Here is a 24,431-nt window from a genome sequence, read left to right as displayed (position 1 = left end):
GCTGCCAGAACACGCCCGCCATGAAACCCGCCACCCAGCCGACTGCAGCCTCGCCCACCCCCAGCGCGGCCGGCAACGTGCTGCCGTTTCGTCGGCGCCGTGACGAGCCGCCGGCGATCGAGCCGCCGGCCGTGGGTGGCGATGGCGACGAAGCCACCGCCGCGCTGACCGAGAAGGCCTCGGCCGAGCGCGCCGCCCGGCGCCGCAAGGACTGGCTGCGCGAGTCGCGCATCATTGCCTTCAGCTACCTCGTCAACGGCCTGTGCATCGGCATGTTTTCGTGGGCCGGCACGGCGCACTGGTCGGCCGGACTCGCGTATGCGGTGCCAGGCTGGATCGTCGAAGCCTTCGCCGCGTGGATGATCGCCACCCGCCGCTCCGAGCGCTTCAAAGACCCGAGCATGGCGCTGCTGCACTCGACCACCGCGCTGGCGTTGTGCGTGGTGGGCATGGTGCTCTTTCCGGCGCTGAGCTTCATCTATGCGCTCTTCCTGTTTGCCACCTTCCTCACCGCGACGTACCGCGTGGCCAAGCGGTCCAGCCACATCGTCTGGGCGGTGACCACGGTTTTCGTCGCACTGGCCACCCTGACGCCTGGTCACATGCTGCACATCCCGTTCGAAACGCCTTTCGAGCGCTTTGCGACCTGGCTCACGCTGACGATCATGCTCGGCCGCTGCGTGCTGCTGAGCGTCATCAACATGATGAACACGCAGCTGCTCAAGCAGCGCAGCCAGCAGATGGCCGAAACGCTCGCGCAGATCGAGCGCCTGGCCAAGTACGACGAGCTCACCGGCGTGCTCAACCGCCGCAGCCTCGTGCACATCGTCGGCGACGAACGTGCCCGCACCGACCGTGGCGGCTCGCCGACCAGCGTCGCCATCTTCGACCTCGACCACTTCAAGATGCTCAACGACACCTTCGGCCACTTGGCCGGCGACCGGGCCCTGCGGCTCTTCGCCCAAGAGGTGCAAAAGCTCACCCGCGCGACCGACCGCTTCGGCCGCTACGGCGGCGAAGAGTTCTTGATGGTGTTCACCGACACCGACCTCGAGAAGGCCGAGATCGCCGTCGAGCGCATCCGCACCGGGCTGTCGCGGGTGGACTGGGGCACGGTCGCCCCAGGCATCGGCGTCACCTTCTCGGCGGGTATCGCCACCTATCGCCCTGGCGAAAGCACCGAGCAACTGCTCGCGCGCGCCGACGAGGGCTTGTACGGAGCCAAGCATGCAGGCCGCAACTGCACCCGGGCCGGCTGACGGCGGGCCCGCGCCCGTGACGACGCCCGCCGGCGGTGGCGGCGAAATGCCGTTCGTGGCCCCGCAACTGCACGGGGACGAGCAGATCCGCCGGGCCAAGCTCGAAGCGCACTACTACCGCAACCAGTTGCTGATCGCCTTCAGCTACGCCGTCGATGGCCTGGCAATGCTGGCCTTCTGGGGGCTGGGCACGGTGGGCTGGAAGCCCGCCGTGGCCTACACGCTGGCGGGCTGGTCGGTGTGCGCTTTCTGGGTCGCCCTGCGCCGCACCGGCTGGACCTACCGCTTCAAGGACCCCGACCTCACCATGTTCTGGTGGGCGTCGAATTCGGCCGTGCAGCTCGTGGCAATGTGGCTGGTGCCCGAGCTGACCTTCATGTTCGCGTTGATCCTCTTCATCGTCTACATCTCGATGTCGCTGCGAGCGCCCGTCAAGATGGCCACCACCGCGTGGCTGGTGGCCAGCCTGACGGCGGGCGCGGTGCTGTACTTCAGCGGGTCCGTCTTGCACGTGCCCAACGACCGTTGGGGCGAGCAGGCGCTGGCCTGGGGCTTCTTTGCGCTGACGCTGTGGCGCTGCATCTGGATGGGCACCTACAACAGCACGATGACCTCGATGCTGAAGCGGCGCAGCGCCGAACTGGCCGAGCTGACGCGCAAGGTCGAGCAGCTCGCCCACCACGACGAGCTGACCGGCCTGCTCAACCGCCGCAGCCTGATGACCCTGCTGGAGCAGGAGCGCCAGCGCAGCGCGCGGCACGGCACGCCGCTGTCGGTGGCCATCCTCGACCTCGACCACTTCAAGCGCGTCAACGACACGCTGGGCCACCAGGCGGGCGACGAGACCCTCAAGACTTTCGCCCGCGAGCTGCGAAGCGTCACCCGCAAGACCGACCGCGTCGGCCGCTATGGCGGCGAAGAGTTTCTGATGATCCTGGTGGACACGCCGTCCGAGACCGCCACCATTCCCATCGAACGCGTGCGCGACGCCTTGAAGGTGATCGATTGGAGCCGCGTCGCGCCCGATTTCGCCGTCACGTTCTCGTGCGGGGTGGCCACCTACCAGGCCGGCGAGGCCATCGAAGCCCTGATCAACCGGGCCGACGCCGCGCTCTACCGCGCCAAGGGCGACGGGCGCGACTGCACGCGTCTGGCCTGACCGGCCGCTCGGCGCCCCGGCGACACCGCTGAGGCGGCCGCGCGGAACTCCGCCGCCCGCCCCGGGTCGTCCAGGCATGCCGATTGCCGGCCTGATTGCGAGGAACCCCACCCATGAGCGCAGACACCCCACCCCGCATCCTGGTCGTCGATGACAACATCGACGCCGCCGACAGCCTCGCCATGCTGCTCGGCTGCTCGGGCTACGAGGTGCGCACGGCCTACAACGGTGAGGAAGCGCTTCGTGTGGCCGAAGAGTTCGATCCCGCGCTCATCATCCTCGACATCAACATGCCGGTGATGGACGGGTTGACCGCCGCCCGCACCCTGCGGCTCAATCGGCAAAGTAGCCAGCAAAAACTGCGGCTCATCGCCCTGACCGGCTTCACGCATCCGACCGAACGTGCGAACGCGCTCGACTCCGGTTTCGACATGATCCTGCCCAAGCCCATCGAGGGCGCGCAGATGCGGCAGATGATCGACAGCGTGCTGGGCTCCGCGCCGCACTGAAGCGGCGGGGCCCCGGCTCAGTCAGGGCCGCCAGATCACCGAGCCATCGACCGCACGCACGTCGGTCTTGCCGCAAAAGCCCATCGTCACGTCGAGTTCGTGGCGGATCAGTTCGAGGCAGCGCGTGACGCCCGCTTCGCCCATCGCGCCCAGCCCGTAGAGAAAGGCCCGGCCGATCATCACCCCGCGTGCGCCGAGGGCCAACGCCTTGAGCACGTCCTGGCCCGAGCGCACGCCGCCGTCCAGCCACACCTCGGTGCGCGCGCCCACCGCTGCCGCGATGGCCGGCAGCGCGGCGATCGAACTCGGCGCCCCGTCGAGCTGGCGCCCACCGTGGTTCGACACCACCAGCGCATCGGCGCCGCAATCGGCGGCGCGGCGCGCGTCTTCGGGGTCCATCACGCCTTTGAGGATCAGCTTGCCGCCCCAGCGCGACTTGATCCATTCAACATCGGCCCAACTGAGGGCCGGGTCGAACTGCTCGGCCGTCCACGACGCGAGCGACGACATGTCGGTCACGCCGCCCACGTGGCCGACGATGTTGCCGAAGCCGCGCCGCTTCGTGCCCAGCATGCCCAGGCACCAGCGCGGCTTGGTCACCAGGTGCGCCAGCATGGCCGGCGTGAGGCGCGGGCGCACGCTCAGGCCGTTGCGCACGTCTTTGTGGCGTTGGCCGAGCACCTGCAGGTCGAGCGTCACCACCAGGGCGCTGCAGCGTGCGGCACGGGCGCGTTCGATCAGGCGTTCGACGAAGCCGCGGTCTTTCATCACGTACACCTGGAACCAGAACGGCCGCGAGGTGTGCGCGGCCACGTCTTCGATCGAGCAGATGCTCATCGTGGACAGCGTGAAGGGCACGCCGAAGCGCTCGGCCGCCCGTGCCGCGAGGATCTCGCCATCGGCGTGCTGCATGCCCGTCAAGCCGGTCGGGGCCAGCGCGACCGGCATGGCCACGTCTTCACCCACCATCGTGCTGCGCAGGCTGCGCCGCGAGATGTCGATGGCCACGCGCTGGCGCAGCTTGATGGCCTGCAGGTCGGCCTTGTTGGCGCGGTAGGTGGACTCGGTCCACGAGCCGGCGTCCGCGTAGTCGTAGAACATGCGCGGCACGCGGCGCTGCGCCAGGCGGCGCAGGTCGTCGATGCAGGTGATCGGGGGCGGGGCCATGGGGCGAAGTATCGCGCCGGGCCCCGCGCGCGATCACATGCCGCGTCGCCGCTTGGGCGTGAAGTTCAACTGCCCGACCGCCTGCACGGGCGCCGGGCCGAGGGTGACGGTCTGGCCGGTCTGTTCGGTCAACTGGTCGGGGTGCCACAGGCGCAGCTCGGCGGCGCCTTCGGGCAGGCCTTCGACGCTGGCTTGGCCGTTGGCGTTGGTCTTGGCGAACCAGGGTGTGTCCACGACCAGCACGTGGCCGCGCATCGAGCCGTGGATGTGGCAGCCCAGGGCGATGACACCGGCCTTGTCGGTCAGCACGTCGGAGCTGCGTTCGACGCGGCCTTCGGCGCCGGCGATGCGCAGCTCGAAGTTCTTGGCCGGGGCGATGCTGCCCAGCGGCCCGCCAGGCAGCGAGCGCACGTGGTGGTCGTACGAGTCGCGGTTGACGAAGCGCAGCGTGCTGCCGGTGCGCACCACGCTCAGGAAGGGCACGAACTGCAGGCCCTCTTGTGCGATGACGGTGGGCGTGGCAGACAGCGGCGGCGCCTCGGCCCGCGCCTTGGGCGTGACCAGCACGGCCACGTGGGGCACGGGCTTGCCGTCCTTGTCGGTCACGGTGACCTGCACCGAGCCGGCCGACGCGAACGTCGCCCAGCCAGCGCAGGCTGAGGCCACGAGCGCGCGGCCGATGAGGGTGTGCAGAGGTGTCATGGCGTGTTGATGATGTCGCGGTGCATCGGGGCCAGTTGGGCGAGCAGGCGATTCTGCGTGCTGAACGGAATGCCTTGTGCGCTCATGCTGTCTTGCAGCACCTCGACCAGGGCGTTGAAGTCGCCTTTGGTGATGTCCATGCCGGCGTGGGCCTTCTTCATGTCGGGGCCCTTGAGCTTGCAGGGGCCGCCCGAGACCTCGCAGAACTGCGCCACGAGCTGGGCCTTCAGGTGCGTGGCGTCCACGTCCTTGAAAAACGGGTTCATGCGGCGGTCGGCCAGCAGGCGGGCGACGAAGTCGTCCATCAGCTTGACCAGGCCGGGCTGCGCGCCGAGCTGTTGGTAGAGCGCGTCGCCGGCGGCGGACGCTGTGGGCTGGGCCTGCGCGGGGGCGAGGGCGAGGCAGGTGCTGGCGAAGAGCGCGGCCAGCACAGGAACGAGGGATCGATGGGCTTTCATGGCGGGTGTCTCCGAGCGGGTCAGAAGGCGAACTGGGCCGAGAGGTAGGTGCCGGTCTGCTTGCGTGGCACCAGGGCCGGCGCGATGCGGCCGAGGTCCACATAGGCCAGCGTCAGCGACAGGTGCTTGTTGGGCGCCCAGGCGATGAACAGGTCTTTCCAGTCGTCTTCTTGCAGGCCGTTGCCGGCCGGGGTGGGGAAGCTCAGGTTGTCGGGCTTGGCGCGGTACTCGGCGCCGATCGCCACGTGCCGGTTCAAGAGCCACGCGACCGACAGCTCCGGCATCAGCCGATGGCCCGACTTGCCGGTGCCGCCGAAGCCCAGCAGCCCGTTCTGGTTGCCTTGCGTGGCGCGCAACGTGGCGTTGACGAGCACCCCCTGCGCGAGAAAGAGCTTGGTCGCGCTGACGTAGAGGTCGGTGCCGCTGTCTTTGGCGCCCAGGGCGACCAGGGTCGGCTCCAGCGCGCCCGCATCCACCCGCTTGTGTTCGAGGCCCACGGCGACCTGCGGCATCCAGGTGTCGCTGTCGAGCACCGCGTCGCCGGCCACGCGCAGCTTCACGCCGACGATGTCTTGTTTGATTCGCAGCCCGTTGAGCGCCGGGCTCAGGGGCGCGAGCCGGCTGTTGGCGTCGAAGTCTTGCCGGGCCAGCGACAGCTCGATGCGCTCGCCGTAGCTGGCGGCCGCGCCGAACACGCTGACGGCGTAGTCCTTCGTGCGAACGCGCGTGGCGAAGGCGGTGCCGCCGACTTCGCCCACCGTGGCGTAGCCGCCGGTCACGGCCCAGGGCGTGAGGCCGCCGCCGGCCGCGCCGTCGATGCTGCTCACGCCCCCGGTCAGCAGCAGCTTGCTGTTGCTGTGTCGCGCCTGGGCCGGGGCGGGGGCCGAGGCGGCCATCAGGGCCAGGGCCAGCAGGCCCGATGAAAGCGCCAGGGACCGGCCACTCGATGGGGTGCCGGTCACAGCCGGTACGGGGGTGGGGTGCATGGGAACTCCTCGCTTGAACACGTCCGACGGGTTGTACGCCGCCGGGCGAGGATTGGATGCAACAGCCCCTGTGATGTCGCGCCATGCCGCACGCCGTGGCACGGCCTGCGGCATTCGTCACGCTTCGGACCCCGGTTGCAGGCCCGAAGCGATGGCGTCAGCGCCCGTCGCAGCGCTTGCAGCGCAGCTTCTGCGGCAGCGCGATGCGGATGAACTCGGTGTTGTCCGAGGCCAGTTCACGCCCGCCGCCATACGGGAAGTTGTTGTCGTTGACGACCAGCAGCGTGTCGCGGTCGAGCACCAGCACGTCTTCGATGGTCGTGTACGGCAGCGTGAACGTGGCCGAGCCGTCACGGTTGAGGTCGTGCGGGTCGGCGATGGCCATCAGGTCCACGAGTTCGGTCTTGTGCACCGTGGCGCCGTTGCCCAGGCCTTCGAAGTCGATCAGGAACAGCTTCTTGAACGGCGTGCCGCTGGTGGCCGTGGCGCCGTTGCGCTCGATGACGATGAAGCGGTGCTCGTCGATGGCCGTCATGTCGCCGATGGCGGTGCCGGCGGCCTCCAGCGGGTAGACGTACTGCACGCCGGTGTAGGCCTCTGAGGCGATGTCGAACTCGTGGATGCGCAGCGTCTTGGCCGCATCGCCGGCGACGGTTTTCTCAAGCAGGGTGTACAGGCGCGTGCCGGCCGGGTTGATCGCCATGCCTTCGAAGCCGCCCGAGCCGCCCAGGTTGGCGGTGGCGCGGCCTTCGAGCACGTCGCGGTGCTCGGGGGCGTACACGCCGGGCAGCGGGATGGCCGCGCGCAGCACGGTGCCGTTCGCATCGGTCTTCACGAGGTAGGGGCCGAACTCGTCGCCGAACCAGTAATGGCCGTTCTTGTCGCGGCGCACCGACTCGATGTCGAGGTCGGCCCCGGTCAACAGGCGGCCCGCGCGAATGGCTGCATCGACCGGCGGGTGGGTCGGGTTGTTGTAGTAGTGCGTGTAGTCGGCCTGCACCGGGATGCCGATCACACCGCGCGCATCGTTGAGCGACAGGCGCGTGCGTGCGTCGAAGCTGTCGCGTGTGCGGCCATGGCGCCAGTCGGCCGGGGCCACGGTGCCGGTGCCGCCTTTGTGGCTGCGAAAGTCGATGGCCACGGTGTACATGCGCAGCGTCGCGTCGGCCGAGTTGGCCTTGCCGCCGAAGCCGTTGTCCACCAGGAAGTGAAAGACATTCGGGCGCGGGCCTGGCAGCACGCCCGAGAAGCCCTGCACGGGCTGCCGGTTGGCATACGGGGGCAGGTTCGTGCCGTAGGGGTTGGCATTGGCGAACTGGCCCGAGGTCGGGCCGTCGGCAAACGTAGCGGCAGGCATCGTGGCCCAGCCGATCAGCGTGGGCGCCGTCACCCGTTGCGGATGATCGTGCTCGCCCTTGGCCTGGGCGGTGAGGGTGAATGCGGCGCAGAGCAGGGCCGTGGCGGCGGCGAGCGCACGCGGTGCGAAGGTGAGAGGCATGGGGGCTCCGAAGAAAGTGGCAGGGCCAGCGAGCGCTTCGCCGGCGGCTGGATTCTTCGGAGCGGTCGTGTCGGGGGCGTGACGTCAGCGCACGTGGGCGCGCCGATCCATCCATCGCCGAAGGGCCAGGTCGGCGACAGCCAAGAGGCACAGCACCACGCTGACGCCGATCAAGACATCCAGCAAGCCCGCGTCAGGAAACAACGCTTCGCCAGTGCCGGGTGGGGCGGGGACTCGCGCCCGCATCCACGCCAGCACCGCCATGGCCGGCAGGGCCGCCGCCAGAAGCGCCGGCACGCGTTGGTGAAGGCGACCGGTGAACCCGGCCAGAAGTGCGACGCATCCCCAGACGAACGGGTACATGCCGTTGTCGAAACCCATCAAGGGGTCTTCGCAGCAATGGGTGCGATAGGTGATGAAGCGAGACAAGCCAAACAGGCCAAGGTAGACGAGTGACAAGCCCGCGAGGAGGTAGGTGTTGGACAGTCCGCGGCGCAGGATGTGCAGGTTCATGGCGTTGAGGCGCGTGGCTCTTCAATGGGGCTCGCCGTGAGGGCGTGTCCGTAGCAAGGACTCAACCCAGCACGTCGCTCGCGCGGAGCATGTGCAGCACCGACGCGGCCAGGGCCTCGACGGTGTGGACTGCCCCATCCATCCGCAGCTCCGGCCGCAAGGGCGCCTCGAACGGCGAGCCGATGCCGGTGAACTCGGGCAGTTCGCCTTGTCGGGCGCGGCGGTACAAGCCCTTGGGGTCGCGGGCTTCGCACACGGCGAGCGGGGTGTCCACGTGGATCTCGAAGAAGCGGCCGGGGGCGAAGCGGGCCCGGGCGGCGTCGCGGTCGGCGCGAAAGGGTGAGATCAGCGCGACCAGGGGGGTGAGACCGGCCTCGGCCTGGTGCCAGGCCATGTCGGCCACGCGGCGCACGTGCTCGCTGCGGTCGGCGGCGCTGAAGCCGAGGTCGCGGTGGAGCGTGTGGCGCAGGGCGTCGCCGTCGAGCAGGGCGGGCCGCAGGCCCTGTTCGCGCAGGCGGGCTTCGACGGTGCGGGCCAGCGTGGTCTTGCCCGCGCCCGACAGTCCGGTGAACCACAGCACGCAGCCGGGGCCGGTCATGGCGTCACGCCTTCATGCCGATGGCCGCGAGCGGGATGCGCGCCAGCACGCCGTCGCCGAAGGCTTCGTGGATGCCCAGGTCGCGCCGGTGCGCGTAGCCGATGAAGCACTCGCAGCGCAGGCGGCTGCAGGGGCGCTCGCGCAGTATGTCGTCGAGCGTGTCGGTGTAGAGGTTGCCCAGCCGCGTGGGGATGAAATGGCAGCGCTGCACCTCGCCCGCGCCATCGACGGCCAAGGCCTCCGACCCCGCGCGGCACGCGGCCCCGCGCGAGGGCTTCGGCGCGTGGTTGTGCGCGAACCAGGGGTCGAGCGATTCCATCCAGGCCAGGTCCTCGGGCGTGTAGTAGCCGGGGCCGCGCCGGTCGTAGGCGTTGAGCCACAGCGGCGTGCCGGCGGGCAGCGCGGCCTTCAATTCGCGGATGGCCTCGCGGTGCTCGCGCTTGGCGACTACGCCGACCGAGTGCCGCACGCCCAGCGTGTGCAGGCGCTGCACGCGGTCGTTGAAGCGCGCCAGCGTCGTCTGGTCGGGGTGGTAGGTGCACCACAGCGACAGCTTGCCGGCCGGCGCGTCGGCCAGCCACGCCAGCGGCCCGGCGAGGTTGGTCTGGATGGCCACCTGCGACAGCTGCGGCAGCCGCGCGAGCGCGAGCATCGCCTCGCGGTAGTGGCGGCGCACCAGCGCCTCGCCCCAGGGCGTGAACAGCACGCGCATCGGCCGCGATTGCGATGCGACCCAGCCGACGAAGCGCTGCACCTCGACCGCGTCGCGGGCCAGCGTCGCGCGGGTGTCGCGCCGCTTGGCGAAGGGGCAGTAGCCGCAGGCGTAGTTGCAGCTGGTGAGGCTGCCGCGGTACAGCAGGGTCAGCATGCGCCGCGCCGCGTCATTCGCCCGACAACCGCCGCACGCGCGGCGAGGCCAGCCACGGGCCCACCGTGTCGGCGAACGACACGCCGCGTGCATTCAGCTGCAGCAGCTCGCCGTCGTCGGTGGCGAGTTCGAGCGCGGTGAGTTCGGCCAGTTGCGGCAGGTCGTCGAGGGCCTGCGACCCGAAGCGCTGCCGGTAGGCGGTGTGCGACAGGCCCGGCTCGGTCAGCAGCGATTGGATGACGAAGCGCCGGCGCTGTTCGTCGCCATCGAGTTCGAAGCCGTAGGTGGCTTGCGCAAACGCCGCGTGCTCGTGCGCGATGAAGGCTTCGACGATGTCGCGCGTGGCGCGGCGCTCGACCGCGTAGTGGGTCGAGTAGTGCAGCCTTGACGTGTACGAGCGCGCGCCCGCGCCCAGGCCGACCATGCCGTCGTTCTGGCAGCAATAGACGGGGCCGTCGTCGGCCGGCGCATGCGGCGCGCGAAACATGCGCATCGACACCTGCCGGTAGCCGGCGGCGAGCAGCCGCTCGCGGGCGGCTTCGTACAGCACGTGGCGCGCATCGGCGGTGGGCGCGGCCTGGCGGATGGCGAGCTTGCCCAGGCCCGTCTGCTCGCGCACGTAGAGCGGGTAGAGGTACAGCTCTTCGGGAGCGAACGCCAACGCGCTGTCGAGCGACGCGAGCCAGCTCGCCACCGTCTGCCCCTCGATGCCGTAGATCAGGTCGAGGTTCATCACCGCGAAGCCGGCCTCGCGAATCTGCGCGATGGCGGCCGTGACCACCTCGTTCTGCTGCGGCCGGGCCAGCGCGCGAACCTCGTGCGCCGAGAAGCTCTGGATGCCCATGCTCACGCGCTGCACACCCATCGCGCGGCACACGGCCAGCTTGTCCGCGGTGACGGTCTCGGGCGAGACCTCGATGCCCGAGGGCGTGCCGTGCAGGTCGACGCCCAGCACGCGTTCGGCTGCGAGGTAGAGGCGTTCGAGCTGCGCGGCCGACAGATAGGTCGGTGTGCCGCCGCCCAGCGCAAACCGCGCGAAGCGGCGCGTGCCCAGCACCTCATCCATCGCCTGCATCTGCCGCACGACGGCATCGACATAGCCCTCGACCAGCGCCTCGTCGGGCCGCGCCATCGCAAACAGGTTGCAGAAGCCGCAACGCATGCTGCAGAAGGGCACGTGCACGTAGCCGAAGAGGGCCGAGCGGTCTTGCGTGGCCCACAGCGCGGCCAGCGATTGCGCTTGCGCAAGCGGCCGGTAGGCGCTCTTGTGCGGGTAGCTGTACGAGTAGGCCTGGTAGGGCCCGTGGCGCAGCAGCTCGGCGAGCGACAGCGTCTTCAGCATGCGGGCCGACCTTCCACAGAGCGCCCGAGAAAGAACTGCGCGTAAGGCACCGTCCACACGCAGTCGTGGCCGATGCGGTGGCCCTGGTAGCCGTCGTCGCCGTAGGCGGTGCCGTGGTCCGAGCAGACGATGGCGAAGGTGGGCGCGCGTTGCGCGAGTGTGTCGAACAGCGGGCCGAGGGCGACGTCCACATGGCGCAGCGCGGCGGCGTGCGTCTCGATCGAATCGGTGTCGTGCCCCGGCAGGTGCGCGCGGTTGGGGCTGTGCAAGGCGGCCACGTTGATGAAGAGGAAGACGCGCCCGGTGATGTCGCGCAGCCGTTCGATGGCCAGTGCCACCTGCCGCTCGGCCGAGTGCCGCTGGCCGACGCCCATGCCGGGGTTCCAGTGGGCCTCGTCGAACAGGCCGGGCAGCAAACGGCCCAATGCGTTTTGCTGGTTGAAGAAGCCCACGCCGCCGATGCACACGCTGCGGTAGCCGCGCGCCGACAGGGCCTGCGGCAACGAGGCTTCGTCGAACACGAAGGTGCCGCGTGCGGTGGTCTCGCTGCCGCGAAAGGCCGTGGCGAAGAGGCGCGGGTGCAGGCCTGGCCGCGCGGGTGTCGGCAGGTAGCCGGCGAAGAAGGCGTGGTGCGCGGCGTAGGTGAAGCTGCCGGGGCTGTGGCGGCGCTCCCAGCCCTCGGGCGGCAGGTGGCGAGCGAGCACGGGCAGTTCACCGCGCTCGAAGGCGGTCTGCGCCACGTCGTAGCGCAGCGTGTCGAGCGTGATGAACACGAGGTCGTGCGTGCCGACCAGCGGGTTCATGTCGAAGGATGGGGTCGATGCGTTCATGGCAGGTGCAGCGCCGTGGCGTAGGTGTCGCGGCCTTGCCAGAGCAGGCCCGGCAGCAGGTCGCCGAAGGCATTGGCTTCGAGCACCTGGGCTTCGCCCCGGTGGGCGACGAGGTCGAAGCCGATCACGGTGCTGTGCGCGAAGGCTCGGGCCGCGTGTTCGACGGTGGCGGTCACCACGCCCAGTTCGTCGGGCGTCAACAGGTGCGCCGGGTCGGCGCGTTCGCTGTCGAGGTGCAGGTTGGTCATCGGGCGGTGGCCGATGCGCGCCACCCGGTGCGCGGCGCGGCCGGCGAAGCTCAGCACGCGCAGGTCGAAGTGCCCGTTGCCGCAACGCGGTTTGGTGATCCACGCCTCGGCATACGCCTCTTGCGCGGCCACGAGGTCGATCACGCGGCGCACCTCGTCGGGCCGCTGGTAGCTGCGCATGCGCTTGACGTTGAAGAGCCGGCGGCCATCGCTGTGCAACTGCGCGGTGGTCGTGGCCTGCTGCTGCCCGCGCCGGTTGCGCCGGTAGGCCACGACGCCGGCTGCCGACGAGCCGTAGCGCGCCTTCACGAACACGCGGTCGGTGCCGTGCGCGTCGAGCAAGTCCATCAGCTGTTCGTGGCTGTGCACCGGCCCCAGCAGCGGCGGCGTCGGCGCGCCCTGCGCTTGCAGGCGCTGCTGGCAGACAAGCTTGTCGGTCATCGCGAGGATGTCGTCGGGCGCGTTGACGACCCGCACCTGCGGCCAGCGCTCGAGCTGTTGCGCAAGCTGCTGCAGGGCTTGAGTGAAGCCGGCGAACCACGCGTCGGCCGCCACCAGTTCGCCGCGCTCGGGCGCCTCGACCGGTGCACGGCCGAACTGCGCGCAGCCCGCGTGCAGCAGATGCAGGTGCGCCAGCGGGTCGTCGCCGGGCGGTTCGATCTTGAAGCGGCAGGGTGCGTGCAGCGCGTCGAAGGCTTCGTCGAGCACCCCAGGCCTTGCGAGCCAGTCGCGCCAGGCGACGCAGCGCACGGGCGCGCCGCATGCGGCGGCGGCCGCCAGCAGCCCGCGTGTGCGCTTGCTGTCGGCGACGCCCAGCACCACCCAGGCTTGCATGGCGGCGTGCGTGCGGGGGCTTATTCGCTGACCGCGATGTAGCGGTCGTCTTCGTCGCCTTCTTGCGCGTCATCGAGCACCACGCCCGGAATGGCTGCGCGCAGCTTCTGCTGCACCGGCTCAGAGACGTAGTGGTGCGATAGGTCCAGGCGCTTCAGCGCCTTGACGTGCGGACTGGCGAGCAGCGCATTGGCGCCCGTGTCGCTCAGGATGCCCAGCGACAGGTCGAGCACGTCGAGCGAGGCCACCCACGCTTCGCCGGCCAGCCAGGCGGCCAGCGCATCGACGATCTCGGAATTGCGCAGGCCCAGGTGGCGAAGCTTCGGTGTCTTGAGTTGCGCGACGACGCGGCGGAAGAGGTCCACATCGCCCTCGAAGCCGTAGCCGTCGGAGCCGAGCCAGAGTTCGAGCTTTTCGAGCGCCGGCAGCGTGGACTGCGCCAGCGCTTCGCTCACGTCCTTCGGCAGCCCGCCGCATTCGAGCGTCAGTTCACGCAGCCCTGCATGTGTGAAGGCCGGCAGCTTGAGTGAGGTCGAGCCGCGAATCTGCAGCACTTCGAGCTGCGGCAGCGCCTGCAGCAGCGGCTGGTAGTTGCCCTGGATGATCCACGAGATCTCGCACTCTTCGTAGGTCATGTCGCCCACGAACAGCGCCTTCAGGCGGGGCAGATCAGAGGCGTACTCGACCAGCACGGCGAAGGCCTCGTCGGGGCTGTTCTCGAAGGGTTCGGACCACATGCCGAAGACCAACGCTTCGAGCTGGCCCTTGTCGATGAGCCCGAGGTACTCGGCCAGCAGCTCGCTCATCGAACGCTTGTCGTCGTAGTCGAGCGTGAGGCGGTGCACCGTGCCGGCGTCGAGGGCGACCGGGCCACCCGAGTAGTCCACCACGCGCTTGCCGAAGAACGTTTCCGTGCGGTCCGAGATCGTCATGCAGGCCTCCCAGGCCGTCGGTTGAAACGGCCGAGGATATGCGAGCGCCGTGTCAGCGCGGTTGCTGCCCGCAGGCGGCTCAGCGCAAGCCTTGCGCGAGGGCTTCGAGCTGGTCGATGCAGGTGCCCCAGCCTTCGTAGAAGCCCATCGCTTCGTGCTTGTCGCGGGTGGCGCGGTCGGGGTGCATCACGGTGGCGATGTAGCGCGTGCCTTCGCCTTCGTCGGCCATCGTGACGATGGCGGTGAAGGGCATCCACGGGGTGGCGGGGCGCCAGCCGCCGGTGAGCATCGAGGTGAACACCAGCCGGCTGTGCGGCTGCACGTCGAGGAAGCTGCCGGGGTTGTCGCTGGTGCCGCCGTCGGGGCCGCGCATGAAGGTGTAGAAGTCGCCGCCCGCGCGCAGGTCGAAGCTGCGCACCTCGGTTGTCCAGGGCTTCGGGCACCACCACTCTTCGAGCAAGGCGGGGTCGGTCCACGCGCGCCACAGCGTGGCCCGTGGGGCGCGCACCAGGCGCGAGATGACGAGGTCGGCCCCGTCGGGCGATTCATGGGCGGGTGCGTTGGGCATCGGTCTGCTCCTGTTGGTGAAGTTTTTCGGCGAACTGCGCCATGCGGTCGCTGCGGGCTTCCCACAGGGCGCGTTGCTTGGCGATCCAGCCTTCGGCCTGCGTCAGCGCCTGGGGCACCAGTTCACAGGTGCGCACCCGGCCTTGCTTGCGCGAGCGGATGACGCCGCTGCGTTCGAGCACCGACAGGTGCTTCATGAACGAGGGCAGCGCCATGTCGAAGGGCGCGGCCAGCGCGGACACCGACTCGGGCCCGCGCACCAGCGCCCCCACGATCGCGCAGCGCGTGGGGTCGGCGAGCGCGTGGAAGACTTCGGCGACGCGGACATGATGGTTAGCCATTGAGATAAGTATCGGCGTAAATGCCAACCCGTGCAAGCGCGTGGCCGACACCCCGGTCAGCGGGGGCTGGGTGGCGCGGCTTCGGGCAGCGGGTCGAACAGCGACAGCGTCTCGTACACCGCCTCGGGCTCGCGCGCGGCCACCGCCGCCGTCGGCGTGGCCGACATCGCGCCCGCTGGCACCAGTGCCCCCGCCCGCACCCCCAGCAGCCGCAGGCGCCGCGACAGATCGACGCGCTTGAGCGATTCGCCTGCCGCGCGGCGGATGGCTTTCGCATCCATCGTCGGCGCGGGCAGCGTCAGGTCGCGCGTGGCGATCTGGAAGTCGTCAAAGCGCAGCTTGATGCCGATGGTCTTGGCGGCGTAGCCCTTGCGCTGCAGGTCGGCGGCCAGCCGCACGCACAGGTCGGTGAAGATTTCGCCGAGGCGGGCTCGGTCGCGCACCGCGTGCAGGTCGCGCTCGAAGGTCGTTTCGCGGCTGATGGACTTGGGTTCGCGAAAGGTCGTCACCACGCGCTCGTCGCGGCCGTGCGCGGCTTCGTGCAGCCACGCGCCGTAGCTCTTGCCGAAGTGCGCGAGCAGAAAGCCCGGGTCGGCGGCGGCGAGTTGGCCGATGGTCTCGATGCCCAGCGTAGCGAGCTTGGCGCTGGCCTTGGGGCCGATGCCGTTGACCTTGCGCGCGGCCATCGGCCAGATGCGCGTGGGCACGTCGGCCTCGCTCAGCAAGGTCAGCCCGTCGGGCTTGTCGAGCTCGGAGCCGATCTTCGCCAGCAGCTTGTTGGGCGCCACCGCGATCGAGCAACTCAGGCCCGTCGCCTCGCGCACCGCGTCTTTCAACTGCCGTGCCACGGCCGCACCGGCATCGGCCTGCGCGCCGGGCACGTCGCTCAGGTCGATGTAGATCTCGTCGATGCCGCGGTCTTCGACCACCGGCGCGATGGCGCGCACGGCGGCCTTGAAGAGGCGCGAGTAGTGGCGGTACTGGTCGAAGTCACCGGGCAGCAAGATGGCGTCGGGCGCGAGCTGCGCGGCCTTCATCAGCCCCAGCGCCGAGTGCACGCCGAGCGCGCGCGCCTCGTAGGTGGCGGTGGTGGTGACGCCGCGACCGGCGTACTCGCGCAGCCGGGCAAAGCGCCGCGTGCCGTCGGCCAGCGTCTCGGGGCCGTAGTGCCGCGCCCCGCCGATCACCACCGGCTGGCCGCGCAGCTCGGGGTAGCGCAGCAATTCGACGGAGGCGTAGAACGCGTCCATGTCGAGGTGGGCGATCAGGCGGCGGGACATGGCGAGGGGCGTTCGGCAGGGGGCGCGGCGGTGCGATGCGGGACTGTATTTTCATCCAGTGGGTGGGGCAAGCCCGGCGACGCCGTGGGTGGGGCTTGGCTACCATGGTCGGCTTCCATCTCAAGCGCCTGCCCCGTGAGTCAAAACCTCTACGCCCCTCCCAAAGCCGCCGTTGCCGACATGACGCCCCTGGCCGACGCGCCCGCGTTGTGGAACCCACGCGCTGCGATGCTGTGGAGCCTGCTGTTCTCGCCCGTGTTCGGCGCCTTCCTGCACATGAAGAACTGGCGGGCGCTCGGCGAGCCGGCCCGTGCCGCCAACTCGCAGGCGTGGTTCATCGGCAGCATCGTGGCCACGGCCGCGTCGATGTTCCTGGCCCTGGCGGCGCCCGAGTCGGTGGCGCTCGATCTGCTGTCGCGCGTGGGTGGCTTGGCGCTTTTGGTCGCGTGGGCCATCGCCTCGGCGTCGGCGCAGACGAAGTACGTCGCGGGCCGCTTCGGCGACCGCTACCCGCGCCGGTCGTGGCTCGTGCCGCTGCTGATCGCGTTCGTCATTCTGGTGGTGTTCACGGTGATCGCCGTGGCGCTGGCCATCGAAGCCGAAGAGGCGCTCTGAGGGGACGCCATGAGCACCCTGGACTTCGAAGCCCCGCCCATCGACGGGCCGCGCATGCGGCGTGCGGGCAAGTCGCTGCTGTCGCTGGCCTTGATGGACGCGCGCAACCACACGCTGCGCTGGAGCCACGCCTTCGAAGACGCGCTGAACCGTGCGCCCGAAGAAGGGCAGGCCCCGCTGGCCCTGCCCGACCACCCGCGGCTCGACTCGCCCGAGTGGCTGCTCGGGCACATCGGCTGGTTTCAAGAGCACGTGGTGCTGCGCAACGTGCAGCGCCACCGCGGTGACGGCGCCGACCTGCGCGTGCCGCGCCTTGCCTCGCTCGACCCCGAGGCCGATGGCCTGTACGACCCGACGCTTTCGCCGCGCGCGCGTCGCCAGGGCCGGGGCCTGCCGCCGCTGCCTTCGGTGCGGCAGTACCTGATCGACACGCTGGAGACCACGCTCGAACTGCTCGACCGGGCCGACGAAGACGACGAGTCGCTGTTCTTCTTTCGCCTGGCGCTGTTTCACGAAGAGTGGCGCGCCGAGGCGTTTGCCGTGCTGGCGCAGGCGACCGGCTTCGACGCGGGCCTGGTGCCCCGGCTCGAAAGCGCACCGCCGCGCGATGCGCTGTCGTTTCCGGCCACGCGCTGGCGCATGGGCAGCGACGAGGAAGGCTTCGTGTTCGACACCGAGCGCCCGGCGCACGAGGTGGACGTGCCCGACTTCGAGATCGACGCGCAGCCGGTGAATTGGTCGCAGTTCTGCGAGTTCGTCGAAGACGGCGGCTACGACGATGCCCGCTGGTGGACGCCCGAGGGCTGGGCCTGGCTGCAGCGCGAAGGCCGCCGCAGCCCACGCTATGTGGACCAGATGCGCCAGGCCGTGCTGCTGCAGCGCTGGGGCCGCATGGCGCGGGTGCCGCTGCACCAACCGGCCTTGCACGTGAGCTGGTTCGAGGCCGACGCGTGGTGCCGCTGGGCCGGGCGCCGCCTGCCGACCGAGGTCGAGTGGGAACTGGCTGCGCACCTGGGCGCCCCGCGCGGCTTTCGCTGGGGCGATGTGTGGGAATGGACCGCCGGCACTGCCCGCCCGTACCCCGGCTTCGTGCCCGGCGCGTGGTCGGCCAGCCTGCCGCCCGCCTTCGGCAGCGACCGCGTTCTGCGCGGCGCGTCGTTCGCCACGCGCGAGCGCATCCGCCATGGGCGGCACCGCGAATTTCAACCGACCGACCACGACCTGCTGTTCGTCGGCTTTCGCAGCTGCAGCTTCGAATGACGGCCCGCACGCGGCTGGTCGCGTTGCTCGCACTGGCGGCGCTGGCGCTGGCGGCGTGCCAGTCGGCCGGCCCGCCGGGCCGCGAACGCGTGCTCGTGTTCGGCGAACAGCACGACCAGCTCGACCAGCAGCGCCAGGTGGCCGAAGCCGTGCGCACGCTGGCCGCCGAAGGGCGCCTGCAGGCCGTGGTGCTTGAAATGGTCGAACAAGGCCACGGCACGGCGGCCTTGCCGCGCGACGCCGACGAGGCCCGCACGCAGGCCGCGCTGCGCTGGAACGACGCGGGCTGGCCCTGGGCGCAGTACGGCCCGGTGGTGATGGCCGCCGTGCGCGCGGGCGTGCCGGTGCTCGGCGGCAACCTGCCGCGCGCGGGCATGCGTGACGCGATGCGCGACGCATCGCTCGACGCCACCGTGCCCGAGGCTGCGCGTGGGCAACTGACGGCCGCCGTGCGCGACGGTCACTGCGGCCTGTTGCCCGAATCGCAGATGGCGCCGATGGTGCGCATCCAGATCGCGCGCGACCGGGCCATGGCGGCCACCGTCGCCGAGGCGCTGTCGGGCGCCGTGGCCGGGCGGCAGGTGCTGCTGCTGGCCGGCGCGCACCACGCGTCGCGCGACCGGGGCGTGCCGCTGCACCTGGCGGCTTCGGGTGTGCCGCCTTCAGCGCTGCGCGTGGTGCTGTTCGGCGAGCCCTCGGGCCTGGTGGCCGACGAGCGCCGCCCAGCGCAGTTGACGCCCACGCCCGACCCCTGCGAGGGACTGAAGCAGCAGCTTCAGCAGCGTCCGCCGTCTGCGCCGGCGTCCGTCCCTAGGTCGTAGCGCACCGCTTCCGTACCGCAGCGCCGGCGCGGGGCCTTACTTCTCGCACGCCACGCGCTCGGATTCGGAGACCACCCGCACCGCCGCGGTCGGTGGCGGGGGCTTCGGGGCGGGCGGGTGGGTGGTCACGCGCAGGCGGTCGCCGGACACCTCGTAGTGGTAGTCGCGGGCCGAGCCGACCAGGCTGGGCTGGACCGAGTTCGAAGTGACCGTCGCGCGGTAGGTGCCGGGCTTGACGATCTGGTAGCTGTATTCGGCCACGTAGCTGCGCCCCTGCGACAGCTGGCAGGTCGTGACGATCTGCTGGGCCCGCACGGCCATCGTGCAGGCCTGACCGCGAATTTCCTGGGCAGATCCATCCGCGAGGTGCGAGACGATGCCGCGTGCGCTCCAGCAGCCGAGCAGCTCGCTGCCGGGCGCGGCGCGGGTGTCGAGCGGCATGAGCAGCGGCCACAGGGCCAGGGCCAGGACGCGTGCGTGCCGCCGGCGTGTCGGGGTGGGTCGGCGTGGTCGCATGGAGGAATGGGTTTGACGTGTCAGTGGATGTGCGCCGGCCATGCGTGATCTCGGCGGTTCAGCAACGACGGCGAGACCGGCGCATCTTGCGGGGGTCACTCGACGGTGCGGGTGATCGGTGCGCGGTTCCGGCCGATGAAGACCGCCACGATGAGCAGGATCCAGGAAGCGGCGGCCATGAGCGAGATCGCGACGCCGATGATGCTGCGCACGCTGGTCAAGGACGAGATCGAGGCGCCTTCTTCGATCTGTGTGTAGAACCAGTGGGCCGACCCGGCCTGCAGGCCGAAGGCCAGCAACTTGGTGACCAGGGCCAGCAGCACCAGCTCAGCCGCCGAACCGAGGCGGCTCCAGTTGCAGTAGAGGGCGATGAGGCCCCCCAGGCTGGCCAGGGCCATGGGGGCGGTGTACGTGACTTCGAAAATGGCGGAGGGGTGCATGGGCTTCGGGCCGTGGTATGGGTGGACGGGGCTGGGAGGCTGTCAGAGCCGGTGGCCCCCGAGCACGCAGATGCCGCGATTGCCTGACCCTCACACGCCCCCATTTTTGATTCGAAACGGACGATCTACGGCGCCCCTGGTGCGGTCGATGCGGCGCACCCCGCCGCCTGTCCCCGCGAGCGCGCCGCGAGGCGGCTGCCGATGTCGTCGGCGAGCCTGAGCACGGCGCGGCGGTGGCCGGCACCCAGGTCGAGCGCATCGCCGGTGGCCGTTTCGCGCACGGTGCTCGTGCACACGAGCGGCTCGCCGCCGTTGCGTGCGAAGGGCGTGGCCGACCAGGTCGCTTCGATCCAGGCTTCGCGGCCGGTGACAGACTCCATGCGCGTCACATCCAACCGCACACGCCACGCGGGCAGGGCCGAGGGGGCGAGGGCCGAGCGCGCATCGACACCGCCCCAGGCCTGCGTCCAGCGCTGCGTCAGCGCGGCGCGAAACTCGTCGCGCAGCGGTGCGACCCAGCGCTCGCGCTCCAGCACGCGCAGGCTGTCGTCGGGCAGGCGCAGCACCCATTGCGGTTGATCGACCGCCGCCGGCACGCCCACCGGCCCCAGCTCGACCACGAAGGCCGGTGCGGCGCGTTCGCCCACCGGTGCGTTGCCGACCAGGCTGTGAAAGCGCGGCGCGGGGGTGGACGAGCAAGCGCCCATCGCCACGGCCATCACCGCGAGGGCCAGCGTGTGCGGTGGGATGGAACACCAGCGTGGGGTCATCGGGTCGTGCCTCCGCCCGGCAGCGCCGGGTCTTCGGGTTTGCCGCGCAGCAGCGATTCGGGGTGGCGCTGCAGGTAGTCGCTCAGCACGCGCAACGATTGCGCCGCGCGCTGCAGGTCGCTCAGCGTCTGCTCGACGTTGCGCTGCACCGGCGCGCTGGGGTCGAGCAGGTTGCGGTCGACGCGGTTCAGCGAGTCTTGCACCGCGCCCAGCGTTTTGTTGACCTCGGCCAGCGACTTCTGCGCCTCGGGAGTCAGCTTGCCGATGGCGCCGCGCGCCTGCGTGAGCGTGTCGTTGAGGTTGCGGCCGATCTCGTCGAAGGGCACCTTGTTGATCTTGGCGACGATCTCGGCGATCTGCGGTTGCACCTCGCTCAGCGTGCCCGGCACGGTGGGGATCTTGAACGGTGCCGTGTCGTTGTCGTCGGGGTTGGCGCTGCGCGGGCTCGGGATGAAATCGAGCGCCACGTGCATCTGCCCGGTGAGCAGGTTGCCGGTGCGCGCCTGTGCCCGCAGGCCGCCTTCGACCAGGCGCTGCAGCAGGGCCCGGTCGCGCGCAACTTCGCTGGCCGCGCCATCGACCACCGTGTCGCGCACCTCGCCCAGGCGCAGCGGGTAGATCTCGGCCTGCACCTCGACCGGGTAACGCTGGCGGCGGCGGTCGTAGCGCAGGCGGATCGCCGTGACCTTGCCGATCTCGATGCCCAGAAAGTCGAGCGGCGCACCGACCGACAGGCCACGCACCGACTGGTCGAACACCATGCGCACGGCGATGGGCCGGCCATCGGGCGGGGCCATCGCGCTCTTGCGGTTGCCGAACAGCTCGAAGCGCGTGCCGTCTTCGGCCACCGGCAGTCCCTGCGTGCCGGGCGGCCGCTCGAACGACACGCCACCCGAGATCACCGACGACAGGGTCTGCGTGTTGAGCGTCAGGCCATCGGCGCCGACGGTCACGTCCACGCCGCTGACGTTCCAGAAGCGGGTTTGCGAATTGACCAGGCCTTCATACGGCGCCTCGATGAAGATCTGCACGTTGAGTTCGTCTTTCTCGGGGTCGAGCTTGTAGCCCACGACCCGTCCCACGCGCGTGCGGCGGTACAGGATGGGCGAGCCCACGTCGAGCGAGCCGAGGTCTTGCGTGTGCAGCACGAAGCCGCGGCCGGGCTCGCCGCGCAGCACGTAGGGGGGGGCTTCGAGGCCTTCGAAGTGCGTGCGCTTGTCGTCCGACACGCCGGCATCGACACCGATGTAGGCGCCCGAGAACAGGGTTTCGAGGCCGCTGACGCCGGCCGTGTCGATGCGCGGGCGCACGACCCAGAAGCGCGTGTCCTCCACCGCGATGTTCGACACCGAGCGGTCGAGCTGCACCGACACGCGCACGCGCTTGCGGTCGGGCGTGAGCTGCACCGCGTCTACGCGGCCGACCACTACCTCTTTGTAGCGGACCTCGGTGCGCCCGGGCCGCATGCCTTCGGCCGAGTTGAACTCGATGGTGACGCGCGGGCCCTTGTCGAGCAGGCTCTGCACGATCAGCGACACCCCGACCGCCAGCGCGAGGATGGGCACCAGCCACACCAGCGAGGGCCCGCGCCAGGTGCGCGTGCGCGGTGTGGGCACGGCCGGCTCGGGGGCCGACGTGTCGGGCGGAAGCTCAGGCGTGTCAGGCATCGGGGGCGGTGGGCGCAAGGGGTGAAGACGGGGTCGGCGAGATCGGGCGGGCTGAGGCGACGGTGGTCGGGGCTGCGGGGGCGGAGGCGCGGGGCCACAGCATGCGCGGGTCGAAGGACTCGGCGGCCAGGATGCTCAGCACCACCACCGCGCCGAAGGCCAGCAGGCCGGGTTCGGGTCGCACGCCCGCGAAGGGCGTGAACTGCACCATGCCCACCAACAGCACCACGACGAACACATCGAGCATCGACCAGTGCCCCACCGCCTGCAGCAGGCGGTAGAGCTGCGCCCGTTCGAGCGAACGCCAGGTGGACCGGCGCTCGGCCGTGGCGCACAAGAGCAGCAGCACGAAGAGCTTGAGCAGCGGCACCCCGATGCTGGCCACGAAGACGATCACCGCCAGCGCCCAGTCGCCCGAGGCCCACAGCTCGCCGATGCCGCCGAGGATGGTGTGCGAGCTGCTGCCGAAGAGCGTCACCGTCGTCATGATCGGCAGCGTGTTAGCCGGCCCGTACAGCAGCAGCGCCGCCAGCGTGAACGCCCAGGTGCGGCGCAGACTGCCGCGGCGTTCGTGGTCGAGCGCGGTGCCGCAGCGCGGGCAATGCAGCGGTGCGGGGGCGCCGTCCTCGATGGCCGCGAGCGGGCGCGACACCATCCCGCAGGTGCGGCAGCCGTAAAGGCCGCACGCATCGGCGGTGCGCAGCGGGGGTGTCAGCTTCGAGGTCATGGGCGTGCCACCAGCCGCTTGGGCAGGTTCCACAGCATGTGCAGCCCGGCGGCCGAGATCGACGTGAGCAAGAGCGTCACCGCCGCGTACGCGAACAGGCCCATGCCCGGCGTCAGCTGCGCGAGGCCCGCGCTGCGCACGATGGCCACCAGCGCGCCGAGCATCAGCACCTCGACCATGCTCCAGCGCGTGGTGAAGGCCAGCAGGTGCATGGCCGGCACGAAGTGCTTGGGCACGTGCCCCAGCACCAACGGCAGCAGCACATACAGCCGCAACAGCGTCAGCAGCAGCGGAAAGACGATGGCCGTCAGCGCCGACAACACGGCCACCAGCGCCTGCCCGCTTTGCCAGGTGTGGGCGATGGCCTCGGGCAGGGTGAACTCGCTGCGGATGCCGCGCAAGTCGAGCGTGGCCAGAGGCGCCCAGTTGCCCACCAGCAGGAACACCAGCGTCGCCAAAGCGAAGGCGGCCAGCCCGTTGGGCGTGACGATGTGGCGGCGCCCCAGCAGTGCGTTGCAGCGCAGGCAGTGCGCGACCTGGCCAGGCGCGAGGTGCAGGCGCTCGTGCACGGTGCCGCATTCGTCGCATACCACCAGCGTGGGCTCGGCGCGCAAGGGCACAGCCATCCACGCGGCCGGGTCGTCCCAGCGGGCGGCGAAGCGGGCGAGCTTGGTTCTGGTCGAAGCGTTCAATGCGGTCGCTCGTTGAAAGACCCCGCCCGATGCTAGGTCAGCACCCGGTGGCTGCGCTGTAGGACGGGGGCTTCACCCGCAGCCGGGCGCCCCGCTCGTCGCGCCGGTCCAACGCTTGGCTCGGCTGGGCCCGGCAGCCGGTGGCGGCGGCGGGCATGGGGCCATTGTGTGGGGCGCGTGCGGCTCGGTTATGTTCGCCCCATGAGCAAGGCATTCACCAAGGAAACCGACACCTCGGGCGACGAGGACGACGACATCGCCGTCCCCGCGTTGCCTGCCGGCACCAAGAACTACATCACCCCCGACGGCTACCGCCGCCTGCGCGAAGAGCTGATGAGCCTGCTGGACGTGGAGCGTCCCAAGGTCGTCGAGGTCGTGTCATGGGCCGCGAAGAACGGTGACCGGTCCGAGAACGGCGACTACCTCTACGGCAAGAAGCGCCTGCGCGAGATCGACCGGCGCATCCGCTTCCTCACCAAGCGCCTCGACATCGCCGAGGTGGCCGACCCGTCCCAGCACCACGGCAACGACCAGGTCTTCTTCGGCGCCACCGTGACCTACGCCGACGCGAAGGGCGACGAACGCACCATCACCATCAAGGGCATCGACGAGTCCGACAGCCTGCAAGGCGAGGTGAGCTGGATCGCCCCGATCGCGCGCGCCCTGCTGAAGGCACGGGTGGGTGACGAGGTGCAGTTGATGACGCCGGGCGGCCCGCAGCGCGTCGAGGTCGTGGACGTGCAGTACCCGAAGCCCGCGCCCGAATATCCAGGCACCAGCCGCAGCTAGAAAGCTGGCTGGTGGCAGTGGCGACCCCGCGCGATAGCGCCGG

At 70.3% G+C, this 24,431-nt stretch carries 28 protein-coding genes; 7 read left to right on the top strand and 21 right to left on the bottom strand.

The features are described 5' to 3' along the window. Positions 1 to 20 precede the first annotated feature (20 nt). The 3 genes from AC1KAT_RS03860 (at position 21) to AC1KAT_RS03850 (ending at position 2,927) form a co-directional block, all read left to right on the top strand. A complete protein-coding gene (locus AC1KAT_RS03860) occupies positions 21 to 1,259 on the top strand; it encodes a GGDEF domain-containing protein (protein WP_480322961.1) in 1,239 nt (412 codons plus the stop codon). Positions 1,260 to 1,275: 16 nt separating this feature from the next. Further along, on the top strand, positions 1,276 to 2,418 hold the full coding sequence (locus AC1KAT_RS03855; protein WP_480322959.1) for a GGDEF domain-containing protein: 1,143 nt from the start codon (positions 1,276 to 1,278) through the stop codon (positions 2,416 to 2,418). Between the two features lie 113 nt (positions 2,419 to 2,531). Further along, complete coding sequence (locus AC1KAT_RS03850) at positions 2,532 to 2,927, top strand: response regulator (RefSeq protein WP_480322957.1); 396 nt, start codon at positions 2,532 to 2,534, stop codon at positions 2,925 to 2,927. Between the two features lie 21 nt (positions 2,928 to 2,948). Here the strand turns inward: AC1KAT_RS03850 and AC1KAT_RS03845 are convergent, their stop codons facing one another. The 15 genes from AC1KAT_RS03845 to dinB all read right to left on the bottom strand — a co-directional run bounded on the left by AC1KAT_RS03845 (position 2,949) and on the right by dinB (position 16,091). Beyond that, on the bottom strand, positions 2,949 to 4,094 hold the full coding sequence (locus AC1KAT_RS03845; protein WP_480322955.1) for an alpha-hydroxy acid oxidase: 1,146 nt from the start codon (positions 4,092 to 4,094) through the stop codon (positions 2,949 to 2,951). A 33-nt stretch (positions 4,095 to 4,127) separates the two neighbouring features. After that, positions 4,128 to 4,796: a cupredoxin domain-containing protein gene (locus AC1KAT_RS03840; protein WP_480322953.1), complete on the bottom strand. Its 669-nt coding sequence runs from the start codon at positions 4,794 to 4,796 to the stop codon at positions 4,128 to 4,130. Continuing rightward, a complete protein-coding gene (locus AC1KAT_RS03835) occupies positions 4,793 to 5,254 on the bottom strand; it encodes a group I truncated hemoglobin (protein WP_480322951.1) in 462 nt (153 codons plus the stop codon). The genes AC1KAT_RS03840 and AC1KAT_RS03835 overlap by 4 nt, the downstream gene beginning before the upstream one ends. Before the next feature lie 20 nt (positions 5,255 to 5,274). Next, positions 5,275 to 6,240, bottom strand: a complete 966-nt coding sequence (locus AC1KAT_RS03830) for a DUF3034 family protein (protein WP_480322949.1) — start codon at positions 6,238 to 6,240, stop codon at positions 5,275 to 5,277. A gap of 157 nt (positions 6,241 to 6,397) precedes the next feature. Then, on the bottom strand, positions 6,398 to 7,738 hold the full coding sequence (locus AC1KAT_RS03825; protein WP_480322947.1) for an esterase-like activity of phytase family protein: 1,341 nt from the start codon (positions 7,736 to 7,738) through the stop codon (positions 6,398 to 6,400). Positions 7,739 to 7,822: 84 nt separating this feature from the next. Beyond that, entirely contained in the window at positions 7,823 to 8,251 is a 429-nt protein-coding gene (locus AC1KAT_RS03820) for a hypothetical protein (protein WP_480322945.1), read from the bottom strand. Positions 8,252 to 8,312: 61 nt separating this feature from the next. Then, a complete protein-coding gene (gene cysC / locus AC1KAT_RS03815; RefSeq protein WP_480322943.1) occupies positions 8,313 to 8,849 on the bottom strand; it encodes an adenylyl-sulfate kinase in 537 nt (178 codons plus the stop codon). A gap of 4 nt (positions 8,850 to 8,853) precedes the next feature. Continuing rightward, a complete protein-coding gene (locus tag AC1KAT_RS03810) occupies positions 8,854 to 9,717 on the bottom strand; it encodes an STM4011 family radical SAM protein (protein WP_480322941.1) in 864 nt (287 codons plus the stop codon). Between the two features lie 13 nt (positions 9,718 to 9,730). Then, on the bottom strand, positions 9,731 to 11,059 hold the full coding sequence (locus AC1KAT_RS03805) for an STM4012 family radical SAM protein (RefSeq protein ID WP_480322939.1): 1,329 nt from the start codon (positions 11,057 to 11,059) through the stop codon (positions 9,731 to 9,733). Beyond that, a complete protein-coding gene (locus tag AC1KAT_RS03800) occupies positions 11,053 to 11,889 on the bottom strand; it encodes an STM4013/SEN3800 family hydrolase (RefSeq protein WP_480322937.1) in 837 nt (278 codons plus the stop codon). Before AC1KAT_RS03800 ends, AC1KAT_RS03805 begins: the two co-directional genes overlap by 7 nt. Next, positions 11,886 to 12,971 carry an STM4014 family protein gene (locus tag AC1KAT_RS03795; protein ID WP_480322935.1) on the bottom strand — a complete coding sequence of 362 codons (1,086 nt, stop codon included), beginning with the start codon at positions 12,969 to 12,971 and terminating at the stop codon, positions 11,886 to 11,888. The genes AC1KAT_RS03800 and AC1KAT_RS03795 overlap by 4 nt, the downstream gene beginning before the upstream one ends. A gap of 20 nt (positions 12,972 to 12,991) precedes the next feature. After that, positions 12,992 to 13,903 (bottom strand): STM4015 family protein, encoded by a 912-nt coding sequence (locus AC1KAT_RS03790; protein ID WP_480322933.1) that lies wholly within the window; start codon positions 13,901 to 13,903, stop codon positions 12,992 to 12,994. A gap of 79 nt (positions 13,904 to 13,982) precedes the next feature. Next, a complete protein-coding gene (locus tag AC1KAT_RS03785) occupies positions 13,983 to 14,471 on the bottom strand; it encodes an SRPBCC family protein (protein WP_480322931.1) in 489 nt (162 codons plus the stop codon). Continuing rightward, a complete protein-coding gene (locus AC1KAT_RS03780; RefSeq protein WP_480322929.1) occupies positions 14,449 to 14,811 on the bottom strand; it encodes an ArsR/SmtB family transcription factor in 363 nt (120 codons plus the stop codon). Before AC1KAT_RS03780 ends, AC1KAT_RS03785 begins: the two co-directional genes overlap by 23 nt. 56 nt (positions 14,812 to 14,867) lie before the next feature. Next, positions 14,868 to 16,091, bottom strand: coding sequence for a DNA polymerase IV (gene dinB / locus AC1KAT_RS03775; RefSeq protein ID WP_480322927.1), 1,224 nt, complete (start codon positions 16,089 to 16,091; stop codon positions 14,868 to 14,870). A gap of 135 nt (positions 16,092 to 16,226) precedes the next feature. On the opposite strand from dinB, the gene AC1KAT_RS03770 reads away from it, so the two are divergent. The 3 genes from AC1KAT_RS03770 to AC1KAT_RS03760 are packed head-to-tail and all read left to right on the top strand — an operon-like array spanning position 16,227 to position 18,787. Further along, positions 16,227 to 16,706: a hypothetical protein gene (locus AC1KAT_RS03770; RefSeq protein ID WP_480322925.1), complete on the top strand. Its 480-nt coding sequence runs from the start codon at positions 16,227 to 16,229 to the stop codon at positions 16,704 to 16,706. 9 nt (positions 16,707 to 16,715) lie between these two features. Then, complete coding sequence (locus tag AC1KAT_RS03765) at positions 16,716 to 17,966, top strand: SUMF1/EgtB/PvdO family nonheme iron enzyme (protein WP_480322923.1); 1,251 nt, start codon at positions 16,716 to 16,718, stop codon at positions 17,964 to 17,966. Further along, entirely contained in the window at positions 17,963 to 18,787 is an 825-nt protein-coding gene (locus tag AC1KAT_RS03760; RefSeq protein WP_480322921.1) for a ChaN family lipoprotein, read from the top strand. The genes AC1KAT_RS03765 and AC1KAT_RS03760 overlap by 4 nt, the downstream gene beginning before the upstream one ends. 36 nt (positions 18,788 to 18,823) lie before the next feature. Here the strand turns inward: AC1KAT_RS03760 and AC1KAT_RS03755 are convergent, their stop codons facing one another. The 6 genes from AC1KAT_RS03755 to AC1KAT_RS03730 all read right to left on the bottom strand — a co-directional run bounded on the left by AC1KAT_RS03755 (position 18,824) and on the right by AC1KAT_RS03730 (position 23,599). After that, positions 18,824 to 19,228: a hypothetical protein gene (locus tag AC1KAT_RS03755; RefSeq protein WP_480322919.1), complete on the bottom strand. Its 405-nt coding sequence runs from the start codon at positions 19,226 to 19,228 to the stop codon at positions 18,824 to 18,826. 170 nt (positions 19,229 to 19,398) lie between these two features. After that, a complete protein-coding gene (locus tag AC1KAT_RS03750; RefSeq protein ID WP_480322917.1) occupies positions 19,399 to 19,701 on the bottom strand; it encodes a hypothetical protein in 303 nt (100 codons plus the stop codon). Between the two features lie 167 nt (positions 19,702 to 19,868). Then, complete coding sequence (locus tag AC1KAT_RS03745; protein ID WP_480322915.1) at positions 19,869 to 20,513, bottom strand: PqiC family protein; 645 nt, start codon at positions 20,511 to 20,513, stop codon at positions 19,869 to 19,871. Continuing rightward, positions 20,510 to 22,180 (bottom strand): PqiB family protein, encoded by a 1,671-nt coding sequence (locus tag AC1KAT_RS03740; RefSeq protein WP_480322913.1) that lies wholly within the window; start codon positions 22,178 to 22,180, stop codon positions 20,510 to 20,512. Before AC1KAT_RS03740 ends, AC1KAT_RS03745 begins: the two co-directional genes overlap by 4 nt. Further along, complete coding sequence (locus tag AC1KAT_RS03735; RefSeq protein ID WP_480322911.1) at positions 22,173 to 22,907, bottom strand: paraquat-inducible protein A; 735 nt, start codon at positions 22,905 to 22,907, stop codon at positions 22,173 to 22,175. The genes AC1KAT_RS03740 and AC1KAT_RS03735 overlap by 8 nt, the downstream gene beginning before the upstream one ends. After that, a complete protein-coding gene (locus AC1KAT_RS03730) occupies positions 22,904 to 23,599 on the bottom strand; it encodes a paraquat-inducible protein A (protein ID WP_480322909.1) in 696 nt (231 codons plus the stop codon). Before AC1KAT_RS03730 ends, AC1KAT_RS03735 begins: the two co-directional genes overlap by 4 nt. Before the next feature lie 201 nt (positions 23,600 to 23,800). Between AC1KAT_RS03730 and greB the strand changes: the two genes are divergently transcribed. Beyond that, positions 23,801 to 24,388, top strand: coding sequence for a transcription elongation factor GreB (gene greB / locus AC1KAT_RS03725; protein ID WP_480322907.1), 588 nt, complete (start codon positions 23,801 to 23,803; stop codon positions 24,386 to 24,388). Positions 24,389 to 24,431 lie beyond the last annotated feature (43 nt).

Source organism: Piscinibacter sp. PDB5-1 (assembly GCF_056676035.1).
Note: the sequence above shows the minus strand (reverse complement) of the source record. Positions and strands in the feature narration are given on the sequence as shown.